This is a genomic window from Sphingopyxis sp., assembly GCF_035998965.1.
GTDB lineage: Bacteria > Pseudomonadota > Alphaproteobacteria > Sphingomonadales > Sphingomonadaceae > Sphingopyxis.
In genome coordinates, this window is sequence record NZ_DASYHE010000040.1 from 23238 (window position 1) to 42934 (window position 19697).

General features: G+C 64.1%; 14 protein-coding genes, 1 tRNA gene and 2 pseudogenes. 13 read left to right on the plus strand and 4 right to left on the minus strand.

From position 1 onward, the window contains the following. Window positions 1–40: 40 nt before the first annotated feature. From VGN68_RS06280 to VGN68_RS06310, 8 genes and pseudogenes are all read left to right on the plus strand, one after another. Window positions 41–116: transfer RNA gene (locus VGN68_RS06280), tRNA-Val, on the plus strand. Window positions 117–634: 518 nt separating this feature from the next. Next, on the plus strand, window positions 635–2290 hold the full coding sequence (locus tag VGN68_RS06285) for a carboxylesterase/lipase family protein (RefSeq protein WP_327474904.1): 1656 nt from the start codon (window positions 635–637) through the stop codon (window positions 2288–2290). Next, window positions 2287–2889: a sigma-70 family RNA polymerase sigma factor gene (locus VGN68_RS06290; protein ID WP_327474905.1), complete on the plus strand. Its 603-nt coding sequence runs from the start codon at window positions 2287–2289 to the stop codon at window positions 2887–2889. Before VGN68_RS06285 ends, VGN68_RS06290 begins: the two co-directional genes overlap by 4 nt. Further along, a pseudogene (locus tag VGN68_RS20530) lies at window positions 2858–3007 on the plus strand (FecR/PupR family sigma factor regulator); the annotation flags it as partial. The gene VGN68_RS06290 and the pseudogene VGN68_RS20530, both read left to right, overlap by 32 nt. Before the next feature lie 12 nt (window positions 3008–3019). Then, window positions 3020–3811, plus strand: a complete 792-nt coding sequence (locus VGN68_RS06295) for a FecR family protein (protein WP_327474907.1) — start codon at window positions 3020–3022, stop codon at window positions 3809–3811. An 80-nt stretch (window positions 3812–3891) separates the two neighbouring features. Then, window positions 3892–7077 (plus strand): TonB-dependent receptor domain-containing protein, encoded by a 3186-nt coding sequence (locus tag VGN68_RS06300; protein ID WP_327474909.1) that lies wholly within the window; start codon window positions 3892–3894, stop codon window positions 7075–7077. After that, the gene (locus VGN68_RS06305) at window positions 7074–7592 is read left to right on the plus strand and encodes a hypothetical protein (protein WP_327474911.1); all 519 of its coding nucleotides are present in this window, start codon (window positions 7074–7076) and stop codon (window positions 7590–7592) included. The genes VGN68_RS06300 and VGN68_RS06305 overlap by 4 nt, the downstream gene beginning before the upstream one ends. A 26-nt stretch (window positions 7593–7618) precedes the next feature. Then, window positions 7619–8077, plus strand: coding sequence for an FKBP-type peptidyl-prolyl cis-trans isomerase (locus tag VGN68_RS06310; RefSeq protein ID WP_327474913.1), 459 nt, complete (start codon window positions 7619–7621; stop codon window positions 8075–8077). Between the two features lie 296 nt (window positions 8078–8373). Here VGN68_RS06310 and VGN68_RS06315 read toward each other — a convergent pair whose 3' ends face one another. Next, complete coding sequence (locus tag VGN68_RS06315) at window positions 8374–9477, minus strand: LacI family DNA-binding transcriptional regulator (RefSeq protein WP_327474915.1); 1104 nt, start codon at window positions 9475–9477, stop codon at window positions 8374–8376. A gap of 211 nt (window positions 9478–9688) precedes the next feature. Here VGN68_RS06315 and VGN68_RS06320 point away from each other — a divergent pair, with 211 nt between their 5' ends. The 4 genes and pseudogenes from VGN68_RS06320 to VGN68_RS06335 all read left to right on the plus strand — a co-directional run bounded on the left by VGN68_RS06320 (window position 9689) and on the right by VGN68_RS06335 (window position 13729). Beyond that, complete coding sequence (locus VGN68_RS06320; RefSeq protein ID WP_327474917.1) at window positions 9689–10342, plus strand: RpiB/LacA/LacB family sugar-phosphate isomerase; 654 nt, start codon at window positions 9689–9691, stop codon at window positions 10340–10342. Window position 10343: 1 nt separating this feature from the next. Further along, entirely contained in the window at window positions 10344–11099 is a 756-nt protein-coding gene (gene kduD / locus VGN68_RS06325) for a 2-dehydro-3-deoxy-D-gluconate 5-dehydrogenase KduD (protein ID WP_327474919.1), read from the plus strand. Window positions 11100–11206: 107 nt separating this feature from the next. Further along, complete coding sequence (locus VGN68_RS06330; RefSeq protein WP_327474921.1) at window positions 11207–12220, plus strand: sugar kinase; 1014 nt, start codon at window positions 11207–11209, stop codon at window positions 12218–12220. After that, window positions 12207–13729 (plus strand): annotated as a pseudogene (locus VGN68_RS06335) (carboxylesterase/lipase family protein). The gene VGN68_RS06330 and the pseudogene VGN68_RS06335 overlap by 14 nt, the downstream one beginning before the upstream one ends. An 89-nt stretch (window positions 13730–13818) precedes the next feature. On the opposite strand, the gene VGN68_RS06340 reads toward VGN68_RS06335, so the two are convergent. The 3 genes from VGN68_RS06340 to VGN68_RS06350 are packed head-to-tail and all read right to left on the minus strand — an operon-like array spanning window position 13819 to window position 16566. Then, complete coding sequence (locus tag VGN68_RS06340) at window positions 13819–14790, minus strand: alpha/beta hydrolase (RefSeq protein ID WP_327474923.1); 972 nt, start codon at window positions 14788–14790, stop codon at window positions 13819–13821. Between the two features lies 1 nt (window position 14791). Continuing rightward, on the minus strand, window positions 14792–15193 hold the full coding sequence (locus tag VGN68_RS06345) for a cupin domain-containing protein (protein WP_327474925.1): 402 nt from the start codon (window positions 15191–15193) through the stop codon (window positions 14792–14794). After that, window positions 15190–16566, minus strand: a complete 1377-nt coding sequence (locus VGN68_RS06350) for a pectate lyase family protein (RefSeq protein ID WP_414713020.1) — start codon at window positions 16564–16566, stop codon at window positions 15190–15192. Before VGN68_RS06350 ends, VGN68_RS06345 begins: the two co-directional genes overlap by 4 nt. Window positions 16567–16827: 261 nt before the next feature. Between VGN68_RS06350 and VGN68_RS06355 the strand changes: the two genes are divergently transcribed. After that, complete coding sequence (locus tag VGN68_RS06355) at window positions 16828–19686, plus strand: TonB-dependent receptor (protein ID WP_327474927.1); 2859 nt, start codon at window positions 16828–16830, stop codon at window positions 19684–19686. Window positions 19687–19697 lie beyond the last annotated feature (11 nt).

Consider the following 19697-nt stretch of genomic DNA (forward strand, 5'->3'; position numbering starts at 1 on the left):
GGTGGCCGGTTGTGGCAGGGGCGCGCTTCCCGGATTTCGGGGGCGCTTAGCTCAGTTGGTAGAGCATCTCGTTTACACCGAGAGGGTCGGCGGTTCGAGCCCGTCAGCGCCCACCATCCAGTCTTTTTCTATATATATCAACATGTTAACGGGATTTCCGCTAGCGGTTTTATGCCCTCATTTCGGGGGGGTGGGGCCGTTTTGAGCATCATGGATTCCGACTGAGAGACGTATTTGGCGAGGGAAATATGCGGTCGTTAGGCCGCTGATCCTGGCCGTGATAGCGGTTTGACCGCTTTCCGCTTACCAAGCGCCAACAGCCGACACTCTGCAGCCAACCAGTCTGGGACGAAAACGCCATTACGTTTTATCATGGCGTGCAGATTTTCGCATGTGCGGGAACCGACATCAAATGACGTGCTGCACCTGACCTCTTCCTACTATATTTGTGCTTCCCAAGTGCCGGTATCTCGGTCGGATTAGTGGTCGCACTGCCGTACTGCCGCATTGCCGCGCAACGTAAGCTCCACCGGACGGGTTGACCAATGTTGCGCCTCTGCAGGCACACGCGTCAAACAAATGGCGGAAAATTGCTCTTCGCGCATCGTTACATCGTGGGCAAAAGGGGACGGGTATGACGATTGCGAGACGCGAGCTGCTTGGCGCCGCGGCTTTAGGTGCCATTCTGGCCGACGGCGCGGCAGCCGCGCCGCGGCAAAAACAGGGCCCCGAAGGCGTGCGGGTTAACACCGGGGTCCGCTGTGAGACGGCAAGCGGGTCGGTTGCCGGCTTCGAGCGTGGCGGCGTGCGCATATTCCTCGGCCTGCCTTATTCCGCTACGCTGACTGCGGCGCATCGTTTCGGCTCGCCGCCGCCGCTTGCACCCTGGATCGGGGTGCGGCGGGCCTATAATTATGGCCCCACCTGCCCGAGCGAGGAGCGTCAAGCCGACGAAAGCACGAGCGAATGGCCCTTCCTGTTGCAGCGCGGGCCGATCACGCTGGCGAGCGAGGACTGCCTGCGCGTCAATGTCTGGGCGCCCGAGGCAGACGCCCCAGCGCGTCCGGTCATGGTCTGGCTGCACGCGCAGGGGTTCGGTGGCGGGTCGAGCCAGCATTTTCTGGCGACCAACGGCGAAAATCTTGCGCGCGAGCAAGATGTTGTGGTCGTCAGCCTCAATCACCGCACCGGGGTGCTTGGGTTTGCCGATGTGTCCGGGCTCGCGGGTGGCGATCCAGACGCCGGCAACGTCGGAATGCTCGACATTGTCGCCGCTCTGCGCTGGGTGCGCGAACATATCGCCGCCTTTGGCGGCGACCCTGGCAACGTGACTCTGTTTGGTCAGTCAGGTGGTGGTTTCAAGATCAGCGTCCTCCTTGGGATGCCGGCTGCGCGCGGATTGTTTCATAAGGCGATCATCCAGAGTGGCGCACGGCCCTTTGTGCACGAACGGGCCAGTGGGCGGGCCCTCGCCGATGCGTGGATCGAGGCACTGGACATCGGCAAGACGCCGGACCTGGCGGCGCTACGGGCCTTGCCGGTGTCGCGGCTTCTCGACGCAGCCGGGAAGGCGTCGGCACAGATCCAGCGCATCGCGGCGCGTCCGCTGGATCTTCATCCGCCCGCCTGGTACTGGCAGCCGGTCGCAGGCGTACCAAGCCTGCCCGACCAGCCGTTCGGCACGGTTCCATCGGAAATCTCGCGTGACATTCCGCTGCTGGTCGGAACCACGCGCCATGAATTCCCGCGGAGCGTCGATGCTCCGGAAGCGGAGGCCATGACTTGGGACGCGCTGACGACAAGCGTTGCGCGTGACCTTGGTGAGCGGGCTGGGCTGGCCGTTACAGCAGCGCGCAGCGACAATCCGGGCGCGTCTCCCGTCGAGGTCGCCGCCATTCTGTCGGGGCGCCATTTTCGCATGGGGGCGTTGCACATCGCGCGGCTCCGCGCAGCGGCCCGCCACGCACCGAGCTGGACCTATATCTTCGACTGGCGAACGCCCCTTCTCGAAGGCAGGCCCCGCGCCTATCATGGGGCGGAGGTGCCCTTCATCTTTGCCAATACCGACCTTTGCGACCAAGCGACAGGCGGCGGCGAGCGACCGCGCCGCCTGGCGCGCGTGATGGCTGGCACCTGGGCGCGCTTTGCACGCACCGGAAGCCCTGTTGGCAGAGACCTGCCGGTCTGGCGGCCATTTTCCCCTGCGGCGCCGTCGGCAATGATTTTCGATGATGTCTGCCGGATCGATCCCGATCCCGATCCCGCCCTCCGTTCGCTGCTGTTGCCATGACCTTTATCGGCAGTGCCGAACGGGCGATCTGGATATCGCAGAACGTGCTCCCTCACGAGCCTGTGCTGCGCCGCTGGCTGGCGGCACAGTCCGCCGACCATATCGATGTCGATGATATCGTTCAGGAAAGCTATGCGGTGGTCGCCAACCTCGCGAGCGTCGCGCACATTCACACGCCGCGCGCCTATCTTTTCGAGGTGGCGCGATCGATCATCCTGCAGCAGCTGCGGCGGTCGCGCATCGTCTCGATCCACAGCGTCGCAGATCTCGCGGCGCTGGAGATAGCGGGGGACGAACCCACGCCTGAAGACGTTGCGGGGGCCCGAATGGAACTGCGCGAACTCGCCGCAGCGATCGCGAAACTTCCGCCGCGCTGCGCCGAGGTCTTCCGTCTTCGCAAAGTCGATGGCCTGTCGCAGCGCGAGACCGCGGCCGCCCTCGGAATCTCTGAAAACACGGTGGAAAAGCAGATCGGCAAGGCAATAACGATCGTCTCCGACCTTCTTGGACGTGGCGGAAAAAGACCCGCCAAAGCATCGACGCAAAAGAACAATATGAAAGGACGTTATGCAGGACCGCGAGACCAGCTCGGCGATTGAATCCGAAGCTGTCCGCTGGGTAGCGCGGCTCGATCGGGGCCCGCTATCCGCAGAGGACGCTGAACGGCTAAGCAGCTGGCTCGCCGGCGATGCGCGTCGTCAGGGGGCCTTCGCGCGTGCGCAGGCTGTGATGGCTTTCGCCGACCGCGCGCGTGCTTTGCGGCGGCCCGATGTCGACACGTCGGAGGCAGAGAAAATCGTTCGCACCTCCTCCCGTCGCCGCTGGATCGGCGCGGCAGGCGCCGCCTGTGCGGCGCTTATGTTCACCTATTTCCTGCTGCCGCGGGCAGAGACGGTTGCGACGGCGCGGGGCGAGGTTCGCACGGTCGCGCTCGGCGATGGATCACGCGCGACTCTCGACACCGCCAGCCGGTTCGAGGTGCGCTTCGCGCGCTCGCGGCGCGACGTCGAATTGCTCGCTGGTGAGGCCTTGTTTGATGTCGCGAAAGATCGTGATCGTCCCTTTGTCGTCAAGGCGGGCCCGGTTGACGCGATCGCGGTCGGAACCAGCTTTAGCGTCGCGCACGACGGGCGGGGCGGGGCGATCGTGACGGTTCGGGAAGGCAAGGTGGAAGTGCGCTCGCGGTCGGGACGCCTGCTCCGCCTGCTCACCGCTAACATGGAGATGCACGTCGCGCCGTCCTCCGCGGCGGTCGTCAACACGCTCGCGAGCGAGGAAGTCGATCGCGAGCTTGCGTGGCGGTCGGGCATGATCGCGCTCGATGGCGACCGCCTAGACGACGCGGTCCGCGAGTTCGCGCGTTACGGCGGGCCCAGGATCATCGTCGAAGACCCGCGTCTGGCGGAGCACACGCTGTCGGGCTGGTTTGCTGCCAATGACCCGCGCGGATTCGCACGGGCGGCGGCGCTTTCGATCGGCGCGCGCGTGCGCGAAACCGACGAAGGAATCTTCGTCGAATAGCCGATGGCGGAAAATCGGTGTTCGCGCATCGACGTTTATGAAGGCGCCGGGGGGGGGCGCCATCTTAACAGGGGGGACATATGAATCCTTATCGCACCGCATTATGCACCGGCGTCGCGCTGCTTGGCCTTGTCGCTGCAACGCCCGTGCTGGCGCAGCAGCGCAGCTTCAACCTTGCGCCGCAGCCAGCGGCGACTGCGATTCCTGAGTTTGGTAGGCAGGCCGGCGTGCAGATCGTCGCGCCGGTCGATGCGTTGCGCGCGTTCCGGACCCCAGCGATCAGCGGCGTGCGCGATGTGCGCGACGCGCTTGCCGAACTTTTGCGTGGCAGCGGTCTTGAAATTGCATCCGACGACGGTCGCGTCATCGTTCTGCGCCGCGCGCGGACAGCCAGCACCGCGCCCACTGCGCTGGCGGCCGAATCCGCGCCGTCCGATGCCGAGATTGTGGTGACGGGCTCGCGCCTCCAGTCGGCGGGTCCCGTAACGGCTGCCCCGGTGGCGCAGCTGCGCGGCGATTCGGCTCTGACGCGCAGCGGCAGCATCTCGATCGGCGATCAACTCAGCCTCCTTCCGCAATTTCGCACTTCCGGTACACAGGCCGCGTCGACGGCGCTCGGCACTCAGGCGCCGGGACAGGTGGGGATCAACCTGCTTGATCTGCGCGGGCTCGGTCCCTCGCGCACCTTGGTGCTGCAGAATGGTCGACGCCTTGTGTCGAGCACGCAGCAGATATCGCAGCCCGATACGAACACGATCCCGGCCGAGCTTATCGACCGGGTCGATATTCTGACCGGAGGGGCGTCCAGCGTCTATGGCGCGGACGCGATCGCGGGGGTTGTGAACTTTGTCCTCAAGCAGGATTATGAAGGCCTGTCGCTGCACGGTCAGGCTGGCATATCGGATCGCGGCGATGCCGGGGCGCAGACCGTCGGTATCGTGGCTGGCCGCAACTTTGCGGGGGATCGTGGTAACGTCGCGATCTCCGCCGAATATGCGCGCCGGGATGCTCTCCGGTACCCCGACCGCGATTTTGCGCGCGGCCAGTCCGACTTCATCCAGAACCCGCTCGCGGCGCAGCCTGGCCAACCATTGACCATTCCGATCGATGACATCCGTTTCCTGTCTTATTCGAACGGCGGTACGCTTCCCTATGGGCCTCCCTTCTATCGCTTCCAATCGGACGGTAGCCTTGCTCCGGCGAATACCGGCCGAATATCCTATCCCAATCTTGGCATCAGCGACGGCGGTGACGGCTACGGACCGATCGAGGCCGGTTCGCTGTTGCCCGACAATGAGCGGGTTTCTGGGACCTTGCTCGCCCATTTCGACCTCAGCGATAGCGCGACTCTCTTCGGTCAGGCGGATGTGATCTGGCAGCGTTCTTCGGCGTTCAGCGGCCCGCTCACCCAGCAGTTTGTGTTTTCGAAGAGCAATCCCTATCTGTCGCCGCAGGCCCTGGGCGTGCTCAATGCCTATGGTCCGACCGCAGCGACGCCCAATTTTGTCGCTGTCCGCGCCCTGACCGATGTCGGTGTGTTCGGCGAGCGCAACACACGCGAAACCTACCGCGGCGTCGTGGGCCTCAAGGGCGATCTTTCGGATCGGCTGCGCTATGAACTTTCTTACAGCTACGGCCGAACCGAAATCGAAACCGAATTTTTCAACAATGTCATTGTTCCGCGAACGCTGCTCGCCGCCGATGCGGTCGTCGATACGGCAGGGGTACTCGGCACCGCCGGCGCCATCGTCTGCCGATCGCGCCTCGCCGCCCCCGCCAGCAGCGACCCAGATATAGCGACATGCGTGCCAGCCAATTTTTTCGGCGACGGTTCGGTCAGCGAGGCAGCGCGCGACTATCTCACAATCCAGACCACGTCGCGGGGGCTGCTTCAGCAGCATCTGGCGGGCGGCTTTCTTGCGGGCGACAGCGGCGGCTTTCTGAGCCTGCCGGGCGGTCCTGTGGCGTTTGTTGCGGGCGTTGAGTTTCGCCGCGAATCGACACGCTACACGCCCGATCCCCGCGATACGATGGGGCGAACGCAGTCGGGCGGCGCGGGCGTTGCCGGCGCGGTCGAGGTGTCTGAAGCTTATGGCGAGCTTAAACTTCCGCTGCTTGCGGATGTCGCTGGCGCCCGGCGGCTTGAGCTTGGCCTGTCGGGGCGCATCAGTGACTATAATCTCGATCGCGTCGGCACGACGGAATCCTGGGGTGTCAGCGCGCTCTACCAGCCGATCGATGATCTGACGCTGCGCGGTTCGTACCAGCGCGCCGTTCGCGCCCCCAATGTTGCTGAACTTTTCCAGCCAACGCTCACGGGAACCACCCAGATCACCGATCCGTGCGATGCCCGCTTCATTGCCCAGGGAACTCCATCACGCCGCGCCAATTGCGCTGCGCTTGGCATACCGACCAGTTTTCAGTCGCCGACGATCCCGATCACAATCGGTACAGTGACGAGCGGCAACCCCAATCTCGACGTCGAGCGCGGGACGACCTACAGTTTCGGCGCCGTGTTTCAGCCGCGGTTCATCCCGCGCCTTCGGCTTTCGGTCGATTATTTCAATATCGAGCTCAAAGGTGCGATCGCCGGGGTAAACAGCACGACGATCAGCCCGTTTCGGATACCGTCGCAGTGCGTCGATGCCCCGACGCTCGACAATCCCTTCTGCCCCCTGGTCGTTCGCGATGCCGGATTCAACATTGTGCGGGTGACTCAGTTTCCGATCAATCTCACCCGGCTCACTGCGTCGGGCATCGATGCCGACCTTTCCTATTCCGTTCCGCTTGGCGATGCCCGCGTCGCATTTCAGGGGCTGGCAAGCTATGTGCTCAAGCGCGATGATTATCGCTCCCCGGCGTTGCCCGATTTCCGGACGCAGATCGTCGAAACGCCGAGCGCGCCGAGATTCCAGGCAACTTGGGCGACAATGCTCAACTGGGGGCCGGTCGAGCTGACGCATCGCATGCGCTATCTATCGAGCGTCTACTACAAGAATGACGATGTCGCCTTTTTCGAAAGCGTGAATGGGGCGCCGGCGCTCAATCCGAATCGGCGGTCGGCGGACCTCGTGAAAACCGGCTCGTACGACTATCATGACCTCCGCATGGCGATCGACTTTGGCGAAGGGCGGAGCTTCTATCTCGGTGTTGATAATGTTGCGGACAAGAAACCCCCGTTCAGCATCTATGGAGCCGGGTTCGGCGGGGCGCAGTTCGATAGCGTCGGTAGGTTCTTTTACGCCGGCTTCCGGATCGACCTGTGATCGGATCGCTCATTCTCGCGCTCGCCGCCGCCGCCGCCGGGGACGCCTCCCCGCCGCCCGATTGGAGTGGTCGCTGGGAGGGACGCCTCGTCAACTATCCCGGACGACCCGATGCGCCCGATGTTCGGATCGTTCGTGACATCGGGCACTGGCCAACGGTTGATAACAGCTGCACGCCGTTCCGTACCGCCTATCGCGAGGCAGGCGTCGAAAAGGGTGTGAAGGACTATAAGCTGTGCCGCGGCACAGGAGCAGCCAGTCTCTACATTGATGAAGGGACCGTTCCGGAGGGGGTCGACGTCCGGTTGCCGGCGACCCTCTTTGGCGATACGCTGGTCAGCGCCTTCAAATATCGCGACCTGCTTCTCGTCGTCTCGACGCGGGTCGTCGGGGGCGTGATGACCGAGGATATTGTGACGGCAAAGGACGTGCCGCCAGGCGATGGGGTGACACAGCTTCACACTCGCTCCATGCAGAGGCTCGAACTGCGCCGGACGAATGGAGATGGGCCTTGATGCGGTCGCGTTCTAGGACATGGACAGTGTTCGCGGCTCTTGCTGCCGCGCTATCGGCGGGGCTTGTCGCGCCACCCACTAAGGCAGCCAAACCAGGGGACGGAGCAGCTTTTCTGGCGGAGAATGCGCGCAAGGACGGCGTGGTCGTCCTGCCGGGGCTGCAATATCGCATACTGACCTCCGGTCCCGCAGATGGCGAGCATCCAAAGCTTTCCGGGATGGTGACGGTGCATTACGAGGGCCGCCTGCCATCCGGCGAAATTTTCGATTCCTCTTTCGCGCGCGGCGAGCCAGCCACGCTCAAGGGGCGGTCAGTCATTCTTGGCTGGCAGGCGATCCTGCGAATGATGCGACCCGGCGATGAATGGGAAGTTTGGATCCCGGCCGAGCTCGCCTACGGTGCAAAAGGCGCAGGCCCAATTCCGCCAAATACGCCGATCGTTTTTCGAATTCGGCTGATCTCTTTCGAACCGGCCCCGGAATAGTCGAGGACCTTTTCAGGAAAAGCGCTCCTTAGTTTGATTGGCAGATGCGTATCCCAACTTAAAATAAAACGGGCGGGATCAAGGTCCTTCGTTCCAGAAGCGACTGAAGTCGGCCATCGCGACCGGCGCTGACTAGAATCCGAAAGCGGAGGTTATGTCTGCGGGCGATCCACGGTCGCTTCGCGCCCGATGTCGGCCGTTAAGGCTATGCTCGGCTCGCACCTGAAAGCTGCCGTTCGGCCCCGTGGAAACAACTGATCTGCGCTTGCATTGAAATGGGCAAACACATGCAAAATTTATGGTTCAGCAACCGAACCTGGTAATCCCTGACGGCTGCGCGCGATATCGCTCTGTTGGGGCGCGGCGACCGATTGTCGCTGGATGAAGGTTGAATTCAGCACCCCCCTGTCGCTCTCGTCGACCTTGTCGGCAAGCGGCAAAAAGTCTGGCACGAGCGTCTTGGCGGCGCGCACCCCCATCTCGCGGATCGGCCAGCGCACCGTGCTGAGAGCGGGCCAGATATGCGTCGCGGTCGGGCTGTCGTCGAAGCCGATGATCGACAGCGCGCCTGGGACCTCGATGCGTTTGGCATGCGCGACGCTCATCACCCCGGCGGCCATTTCGTCGTTCGAACAGAAGATTGCGGTCGGCGGCTCGGGCAGCGACAACAAGGCCTCGCCCGCCTCGATCCCGGCGGCATAGCGGTAGTTTCCCGACGCATTATACGCATCGGGAAGGTCGAGCCCCGCCTCGGCCAGCGCTTCCATAAAGCCCTTCTCGCGTTCGGCGGCCGAGCGAAAGCCCTGCGGGCCGCGTACAAAACCGATGCGGCGATGGCCGAGTGCGATCAGCGCGCGCACCGCCTCGGCAACGACTTCGCGGTCGTTCGACGACACGCAATGCTTGGCATCGTCGAGCGGCGCCGAACCGACGCGCACATAGCGCACCCCCAAGTCTTCGCAGAGCGCCGCCAGCTCGTCATTCTCCGAAATCGGTGGCAACAGCAGCGCGCCGATCGGTCGCTGCTTTTCGAGGAACGTGCGGACGTCGTCGAGCATCCGCTCCGACCCGCGATCAACCGGGCGGACGAGCAGCGCCAGATCGCTGTCCTTGATCGCGTCGAGCACGCCCTGCTGGAAATTCAGCACCGTCTGGGCATTGGGGTTGTCGTGGAGCAGCGCGATCAGAAAGTTGCGCCGGAATGCCAGCGCGCGGGCCTGCGGGTTGGGAACGAACCCCAGCGTCTCGATCGCCTGCTCGACCGCTTTGCGTGTCTTTTCGGTCAGGAATTCGGAACGGTTGATGACCCGGCTGACCGTTTTTTTGGACACCCCGGCCAGTGCGGCGACATCGTTGATCGTCGGCTGCTTGCCGCCCACGCCCTTTTTCTGTGCCGCCATTTGCGTCCAATCCTCTGCGGGTTCGGGCTGCTGTCCCGCCATTCGCCCGGTGTGATGGGCGCTCGGCGTGGCGAAATCAACCGCGACAAACCGCCATCTGCCGAAAACGGATACCGGTGTCTAGGTCAGCCTCGCAATCTCATTGGCATCGATATTGACACCGGTTACCGAAATGTCTAGCTTGGTGAAAATCCAGCAAAGGAACCGCATCATGAAGATCGCGCTGATCACCGAAAACAGCCAGGCCGCCAAGAACGCTATCATCCACGACGCGCTGACCACGGTCGCCGAGCCGCTCGGGCATGAGGTGTTCAATTACGGTATGTATTCGGCGGACGACACGGCTTCGCTGACCTATATCATGAACGGCCTGCTTGCGGGCATCCTCCTCAACTCGAAAGCCGCCGATTTTGTGGTCACCGGTTGCGGCACCGGCATGGGCTCGATGCTCGCGTGCAACGCGATGCCGGGCGTGTTTTGCGGTCTGGTGATCGATCCGACCGACGCCTTTCTGTTCGGCCAGATCAATGACGGCAACGCGATTTCGATGCCCTATGCAAAGGGCTTCGGCTGGGCTGCGGAGCTCAACCTGCAGGATGTCTATCGCAAGCTGTTCGATGGCGAACGCGGGCTCGGCTATCCGAAGGAACGCGCCGAAATCATGCGCACGAACCGCGGCATCCTCAAAGATCTCAAAGCCGCGTCATGCCACGACATGCTGACGGTGCTGAAGGCAGTCGATCAGGATTTGCTGCGCGCGGCGATCGCGGGCGAGAAGTTCGCTGAGTATTTCTATGCCAGTTCGCAGGACGATGCGATCAGTGCCTATCTGAAGAGCCTTTCGGCGGAGCGGGCGCTCGCCTGACATGGCCGGGCTGTTCGATCTTTCGGGCCAGGTTGCGCTCGTCACCGGCGCCAATACCGGCATCGGGCAGGGAATCGCGCTCGCGCTCGCCGAAGCAGGCGCCGACATTGCTGCGGCGGGGCGTTCGGCGGCGGACAAGACGGTCGGCAAGGTGCGCGCCCTTAGCCGCAAGGGCGAGAATTTCGCTGCCGACCTGTCGAGCGTCGGCGCGGTACAGCCGCTCGTCGATGCGGTGCTCGCCGAATTCGGGCGCATTGACATCTTGGTGAACAACGCCGGGATCATCCGCCGCGCCGACGCGGTCGATTTCACCGAAGCCGATTGGGATGCGGTGATGGACACCAATCTCAAGACCTTGTTCTTCCTCTGCCAGAGCGTGGGCCGCCAAATGATCGCGCGTGGTAGCGGCAAGATCATCAACATCGCCTCGATGCTGACCTTTCAGGGCGGCATTCGCGTGCCGAGCTATACCGCGTCGAAATCGGGGGTTGGCGGGCTGACCAAGCTGCTCGCCAATGAATGGGCGGCGAAGGGCATACAGGTCAACGCGATCGCGCCCGGCTATATCGCGACGAACAACACCGCCGCGCTGCAAGGCGACGAGGTGCGCAACCGTCAGATCATGGAGCGGATCCCGGCAGGGCGCTGGGGCAACCCCGGCGACCTCGGCGGTGCTGCGGTATTTCTGGCATCGCGTGCGTCGGACTATGTCCAGGGCCATATCCTCGCCGTCGACGGCGGCTGGCTGGCGCGGTAAATCAACCTCAAAGCCGTTCGTGCTGAGCCTGTCGAAGCACTGTTCTACCTTTCGAGGCCATAAGAAAAAGCAGCCCTTCGACAAGCTCAGGGCGAACGGGAGTAGGGATGGCGCAAGGCAAGCTGGTATTTTTCGGCGAACTGCTGATCCGCCTGACCGCGCCGGGCAAGGAGCTGCTGATGCAATCGCCGTCACTGACGCTCCACGTCGGCGGCGCCGAGGCGAATGTCGCGATCGGGCTCGCGCATCTCGGCAATGATTGCGCGATGGTCAGCAAAATTGCGGACAATGCACTGGGTCGCGGAGCCCTTGCCGCGGTGCGCGGCGCAGGCGTCGACTGTGCTGCCGTCACGAACGGCCCCGGCCGCATGGGGCTCTATTTCCTCAGCGTCGGCGCGGGACTGCGCTCGTCAGAGATCGTCTACGACCGGGCCGGGTCGAGCTTCGCGGCGACCGGCGCGGAGGATTATGACTGGGACGCGCTGCTCGCCGGTGCCGGGCTGCTCCACCTGTCGGGGATCACCCCCGCACTCGGGCCGCGTTCGGCCGAAGCGGCGCTCGCAGCGGCGCGCGCCGCGAAACGGCTGGGTGTGCCGATGAGCTTCGACGGCAATTATCGCACGATGCTGTGGGAGGCTTGGGACAGCGACCCGCGCACGATACTGTCGGAACTGATTGGCCTGACCGACATCCTGTTCGGCAACCACCGCGACCTGTCGCTGGTGCTGGGCAAGAAATTCAGTGGCGAGGGCGAGGACCGGCGGCGCGAGGCCGCCGAGGCGGGCTTTGCCGCTTTCCCCGACCTCAAGCTGATCGCCTCGACCGCGCGCCACACCGTCACCGCCGACCACCACCGCATCGCGGCGCGCGTCGATCTGCGCAGCGGCGGTCATCAGACCGACGAGATCGACGTCACCGGCATCGTCGATCGCATCGGCGCCGGCGACGCCTTTGCCGCCGGGGTGCTCCACGCGCATCGCGCGGGGGGAGACGCGAAAGCAATGGCCGAATCGGGGCTTGCGCTGACCGCGCTCAAACATTCGCTGCCCGGCGATGCGAGTCGGTTCGGGCAGGCCGATATCGACGCCTTTCACGGCGGTGGGCTCGATGTCCGGCGCTGAAGACCTTGGCCGCCGCGCCGTCTTGGCGGGTGGGATCGCGCTGGCCGTATCGGCTGCGCGACCGGTGATCGCGGCGCAAGAGGACTATGTCGCCACCCAGCTGCTCAAGGCGCCTGACGGCGAATATCGCAGTCGAAGCTGGCATAATTCGCAGCCCAAGTCCTATTGCTATCCCGGAATCCGCTATGCCCGCGCCCAGCGCTTTCGCGCTCCGGTTGCCGTGCGCCGGGCCGAGCAGATCGTTGCTGGTGACTTCGGTCCGGCCGCCCCGCAAGCTGGCGAGCGTTACGCGCCGCAATCCGAGGATTGCCTATTCCTCAATGTCTGGACGCCCGCGATCAGGCGCTCCGAGAAGCGGCCGGTGATGGTCTATTTCCACGGCGGCGCCTATTCGAGCGGCAGCGTCACCGATCCGGTCAACGATGGCGCGGCGCTGGCGGCGCGCGGCGATGTCGTGGTGGTGACGGTCAACCACCGCCTGAACGCGCTCGGCTATCTCTATCTCGCGCGGCTCAATCCGCGCTTTCCCGACAGCGGCAATGCCGGGCAGCTCGACCTGATCGCGGCGCTGCAATGGGTGCAGCGCAATATCGCGGCGTTCGGCGGCGATCCCGCCAATGTGACCGTGTTCGGCCAGTCGGGCGGCGGCGCGAAGATCGCGACCTTGATGGCGATGCCCGCCGCCAAAGGGCTGTTCCACAAGGCGATCACGATGAGCGGGCAGCAAATCACCGCCTCGGGGCCGCTTAACGCGACGAAACGCGCCAAGGCTTTCCTGGGCGCGCTTGGCATGGGCGTCGATCCTGCGATCGCGCCGGTCGAACAGATCGTCGCGGCGCTAGCGGCGACCGATCCGATCCTTGGCGGCGGCGTCTATGTGGGACCGGTGCTCGACATGAAGCACTTACTGCGCCACCCCTTCTGGCCCGATGCTGCGCCGCAGTCGCTCGGCATCCCGATGCTGCTCGGCAATACGGTGCTCGAAACGCGCGCCTTCTACGCCCTGATGGCAAGCAACTCGCGGGGCTGAGCTTCGACAATCTCGCCGCCCGCATCGCGTCCGAAATGCGGATCGACGCGCATCCCGAATGGGTCGTCGGCGAATTTCGCGCGCGCTATCCCAAGGCAGCGCCGCTCGACCTGTTCCACCGCATCGTCACCGCGGCGCGCAGCTGGCGCGGGCAGGTCGAGGAGGCCGAGGCGCGCGCACGGGCAGGCGTTCCGGCTTTCGTCTATCAGCTCGATTTCGAGGATGCGAAGCACACCGATGATATCGGGCTCAGCTTTGGCACCATCCCCAACCCGACCGTCGCGCAGCAGGCAATGAGCGACCGGGTGATGGACGCGTTCGTCCGCTTCGCGCGCACCGGCGATCCGGGCTGGCCCGCTTATGACCTGAAACGGCGGCAGACGATGGTGTTCGATACAAACAGCCGAGTTGAAAATGACCCGCGCTGCTGGGAGCGCGAACTGTTCGCGCGCGTGCCGTATATTCAGCCGGGTTCCTGAGCATCCGTCATTGCGAGGAGCCGAAGGCGACGCGGCAATCCAGAGTAGCGTAAACCGCTCTCGATTGCTTCGCTCGCAATGACGGTGGTTCAAATGATCTTGTGGAACGCCAGCCAGTTCCACAGCAACTCGGGCCAGATCGCAACCGGCAGCCCCGCGGTTTTCATCAGCCCGAAGCCATGGCCGCCGCGCTCGAAGAAATGCGCTTCGCACGGCGCGCCGATTCGCCGCGCGGCATTGCGTAGGCGGACGCTGTTGGCGATCTTGACGACATCATCATCCTCGGCATGGAGCAGCCACAGCGGCGGTTGATCGGCGCGGACATTGCGTTCGGGCGAATGGAGCTGTTCGCGCGTGACGCCGGGATTGGCGCCGATCAGTTTCTCGCGGCTGACCGCGTGCGCTATTGCCGGGTCCATCGATACGACGGGATAGATAGCGGCCAGCGCGTCGGGGCGCGCCGATAAGGCATCGGCAGCGTCGATCGGCGCGTAAACGCGGGCATCGAACCGCGTGAGCAGGCTCGCCGCGACCTGTCCGCCCGCGGAAAAGCCGCCGAAGACGACGCGCGCCGGATCAATCCTGTCGATCTTCGCCCGTCTGCGCACCAGCCGCACCGCGCGCTGCGCATCGGCGAGCGGGACGTCGGCCCCGTTCGTCCAGCCATCACCGGGCAGGCGGTAAAAAAGCACATAAACGGTGACCCCGCGGTCGCGCAGCCAGCGCGCCAACTCATAGCCCTCCTTGTCGATCACAACATAACGATAGCCGCCGCCGGGCGCGAGGATCACCGCCGCACCGTTGGGCTTGGCGGGGCGGAAGATGTCGAGCCGCGGGCGGGTGATGCCTTGCAGCATCCGGTCGCTGGCGTTCGGATCGTCGCCGCGCTGGACGACCTGTTCGACGAGCCCGGACGGCGGCTTGATATGGTCGTCGGGCCAGAGTGCGATGCTCGCATTGGGCACCACACCGGCGGGTCTCGTCCACGCCGCCTGCGCTGCCGCGCTCGCGAACGGCAGCGCGAGGCTGGCGGTCAGCAGCGCGCGGCGACCCAGTGCCATCCTATTTGGCCGTCTTGTTCGGATAGGCGATGATCAGCACCAGCGGTTCGGTACCGATCTGGCGGATGCCCACTTTTGCCCCGCTATAGAGCCACGCCGCCATGCCGGACTTCAGCTCCTTTTCCGTGCCGTCCGAATGGACAACGCCGGTGCCCGACAAGACATAATAGATTTCATCATGATCGATTGGGTGGACGCCTATCGCGGCGCCGACATGCAGCGCCCGCTTGCGGAATTCAAAGCTGCGTGGCGCGGGGATGCTGTCGCTGATCCGGTATGCGGTGGACAGGCCGATCGCGCCGTGCGGCGGCGCTTCCTCGCGCATCGTCTCGGCCTCGTCGATCACGATCATCGTGGGGGCGTCGGCCCCGGCGAGGAGCAAGGCGGCGAGCCACATCGTCATTGCCCCGTCCGCGAAGTGCGGTCGCGCGGCGACAATATTTCCTGCGGCATCGGCGCCGTCTGGCCGGGGTAGAGCCCCGACCGCGGTTCCATTGTCGCCAGATCCCAGTCGGCCGCAACAAAGGGCGCGCGCACCGGCGGGGCAACCTTGGGATAGGCGCTCACTTCTTTCTCGTCGTCGATCACCTCGCCGCGCCCTTCGGCGACAAAGAACAGCACCCGGATCTCTTCGGCATCGCGTGCCCACGGCCGCGCCCCCGCGCTCGCGAGCACCGATGTTTCGACATCGCGCACCGGCAGAATCTTGTACCCCGTCAGCGGCGCAAGCGGTGCCTTGGCGCGGGTCAGCTGCGCGCGCGTCTCGCCATAGCGGCCGAATTCGGGCAGCGGCTGGCCGTGGCGGTCGACCAGCAGATTGTCCTTGCCATAATAGGCGAGATCGCCGTCGCCGCCGAGCATCAGGAAGGGCAGGCCGGGGTCGGTATCGTTGCCGCCGCGCATCACATTGCCGACCGCGGTGATTTCGCCGGTCACATAGGGCCGGCCGACCCACTCTAGGTTCATCAGGTTGTAATGCACCGCGCGATGCTGCGGGTTATAGATCAGGTTGTTGACCATCAGCGCCTGCGCGCCGCCCTTGATCAGCGGGTTGCGCTCGACATTATGCGCCCAGACGTTGCGGTAAAAAACGATCCCGGTGGCATTGTCGTGGATCAGCGATCCCTTGCTATGTTCGCCCTTGGGATGGCTCGCATTGGCGAGACCCTCGGCGGCGAGATTGTTCGAAAAGGTGATGTTGCGGCTGGTCCCGGCGCGCCATTCTTCGACGGTCTTGCCGGTGAAACGCGGGCCGGACGCCGACATATTTTCGTCGATCCCCCACATCAACGTGCAATGATCGACGATGACATTGTGCGCGGCCACGGTCGAGAAGGTGTCGGCTTCCCACCCGCTGCGTTTCGGCTGGCCGTCGACCCCAGTATAGATGCGCAGGTGGCGGATCACGACGTCGTGCGTCTTCACGTCGATGCCGGTTCGGATCAGCGTGATCCCCGGTCCGGGCGCGGTTTGCCCGGCGATCGTCAGGAACGGATGGGTGACGCTGATCGTCGTGCGCCCCATGTCGATGACGCCGCCAACTTCGAACACGATGATGCGCGGCCCCGGGGTTTCGATCGCCGCCTTCAGCGAGCCCGGACCATCGGGCGCGAGCGTCGTGACGCGCAGGATCTGGCCGCCGCGTCCGCCGACGGTTTGCGCGGCGGGACCGACCGCGCCGGGAAACGCCAGCGGCTCGGCGTCGGCGGCCCATGCCGGACTCGCGGGCATCGCAAAAGCCAGCAAAAGCGCGGCCAGCCAAGGTCTTTTGGGCATCCCGTCTCTCCATTTCATTGGGGTATTGACACGGTCGTTCCAATCCCTCTATCTTCCTGACACCGGTTACCCCAATCGGTCAACGATAAATTATTCCAAGGGAGAGGGGATTGGGCAGCCTGTCGCAACAAGCGACGGGGCCATCATCACTCTCAAAAAAATTTCCGGCCAGGCGATCGCGCCGATTTGTCTGGCCTCGCAAAGTAACCGGTGTCATTTCTTGCTTCAGCAAGAGTTTCGGCCGATCAAGGGAGGATGATAATGGCTATTCATGCAACGCGGGGCCTTCGCGCTTTGACCAAGCTGGCGTGCGGCGCTTCGCTTGCCGCGCTCGCGGTGTCGCCGGCCTGGGCGCAGGACGCCGCGCCCGCCGCCGACGATGCGGTCGCGACCGAAGACGAGATCGTCGTCACCGGGTTCCGCGCCTCGCTCGACAAGGCGCTCGACGTCAAGCGCGAGTCGGTTGCTGCGGTCGACGCGATCGTTGCCGAAGACATCGCCAAATTCCCCGATCAGAACCTCGCCGAATCGCTCCAGCGCATTCCCGGCATCACCATCCAGCGCGACGGCGGCGAAGGCCGCGGTATCACGGTGCGCGGGCTGGGTTCGCAATTCACCCGCGTCCGCGTCAATGGGCTCGAAACCGTCGCGACCTCGACCGACGGCGCCTCGGCGAACCGCGACCGCGCCTTCGACTTCAACGTGTTCGCGTCGGAGCTGTTCAGCTCGATCGTCGTCCACAAGACCGCTTCGGCCGAACTCGACGAAGGTTCGCTTGGTGCCGTCGTCGACCTCAACACCGGCAACCCGCTCGCAGGCAAGAGCGGCTTCACCGCCGTACTGTCGGCGCAGGCGAGCTATAACGATCTGTCGGAAAAGGCCGGTCCGCGCGTGGCGGGTTTGCTCAGCTGGGTGAATGACGCCGGCACCCTCGGCTTTGCGGTATCGGCCGCCTATTCGGACCAGAAGACGCTCGAGCTCGGCAACAACACGGTGCGCTGGGCGCAGGCGCGCTTCGATTCGGTCAATGGCGCCCCGTGCTTTACCACCACCGCGACGAGCGGCATCGGGGTTGCCAATTCGGGCGGCGTTTATACCAACGGCCGCTCCGCCGCCTGTGATTCGGTCGCGCTCGCTTTCCACCCTCGCATCCCGCGTTACGGCGAGATCGCGCACGACAAGAAGCGCCTCGGCATCACCGGCTCGATCCAGTTCGCGCCGACCGACGCGACCAAGATTTCGCTCGACGGGCTCTTTTCCAGCTTCAAGCACCAGCGCCGCGAGCGTTGGGGCGAGGTGCTGCTGCGCAGCAACGAGCGCTCGATCAACGTCCGCGATTATGTGATCGACGGCGACAACAACATGATCTCGGCGACGCTCGACGACGCGTGGGTACGCACCGAACATTATCTGCGTCAGGCGAAGACCGAATTTTATCAGTTCGGTGGCAGCTGGGACCAGGATGTCAGCGACAATTTCCGCTTCACCCTGCTCGGCGGCCTGTCGAAATCGACCGCATCGATCCCGCTCGAAACCACGCTCGTCTTCGACGACCGCGACGCGCAGGGTTACCGCTACGATTATACCGACATGGCGAATCCGGTGCTGACCTTTGGCACCAGCGTCACCAATCCGGCGAATTTCCAGCTCGCCGAAATCCGCGACCGCCCATCTGAGGTCGAAAACAAGTTCCGCACTGCGCAGCTGCGCACCGAATGGGACGTCGCCGACGGCTTCACGGTCAAGGCGGGTGCAGTCTATCGCCGTTTCGACTTCACCAGCATCGCCTTTACCCGCGACACCGTGGTGTGCGGCAATGGCGGGGTCGACCGCGTCCTCGGCACCTTGACCTGCTCGCCGTCGTCGGCGTTCGGTCCGACCGCGATTTACGGCTTCCCGGTGACCTCATCGCTCGCCGAGCTGTTCAAGCTCGGCAAGGCAGGGCAGCCTGCGGGAACCACCACCGAATGGCTGGTCCCCAATCTCGAAACGGGGACCGACTTTACCGGGCTGTACAACCGCACCCCAGCGCTCGACGCCGGCAACAACCGTAGCGTCCGCGAAGAGGTCACCGGTGGTTATCTGCAGTTCGATGCCAAGGGTGAGCTTGGCGGTCTGCGCTACGCGCTCAATGCCGGTGTCCGCTATGTGCACACCGATCAGACGTCGAGCGGGCTGAACAGCGGTGCGGCGGTGACGGTCGAGCGCAGCTATGAAGACTGGCTGCCGTCGATGAACCTTGCGCTGTTCCCGCACGACGACATCATCATCCGCGCCGCGGTTGCCGATGTAATGACGCGCCCGACTCTCGGCAATTTGACCCCGGGTGGTTCGGTCGACGGCTTCAACTACCGGATCAACTATGGCAACCCGTTCCTGGATCCGTTCCGGGCGACCTCCTATGACCTGGCGTTCGAATGGTATTTTGCGCCGCAGGCGATCTTCTCGGTCGCCTTGTTCAAAAAGGATATCGCGAGCTTCCCGGTCGCGACGACGAGCAGCGGTACCTTTGCTTCGACCGGCCTGCCGCTGTCGGTCATCCCGCCGAGCAGCCCGGGGGCGATCAACCCCGAAGGCCAGCTGTGGACGATCACCTCGATCGGCAATGGCGCAGGCGCGAAGCTGAAGGGTGTGGAAATCGCGTTGCAGGCGCCGTTCACCTTCCTGCCGGGCTTCCTGTCGAACTTCGGCGGCATCGCCAACGCGACCTTCGTCGACTCGGACGCCGACTACACGGTGGCGGGTCCGTCGGTGGTCCCCGGCGGCGCGAACGTGTCGGCGGTTCGCAACGGCACGCTCTTCAACCTGTCCAAGCGCGCCTACAACGGCACGCTCTATTATGACGACGGCAAGTTCAGCGCCCGCGCCTCGATCAGCTATCGCAGCCGCTATGCCGACGCGAACAGCGGCACCGGCAACGTGTTCGAAGGCTATGGTTCTACGATCAACGTCGATGCGTCGATGCGCTATGCGATCACCGACAATATCGAATTGTCGGTCGAGGGCATCAACTTGACCGACGAATATCGCTATCGCTTCACCGATATCGATGCCGACCGTAACTACGAAAACAACCATTTCGGCCGCACCTTCCTGTTCGGCGCGCGCGTCAAGATTTGACGCATCATAAA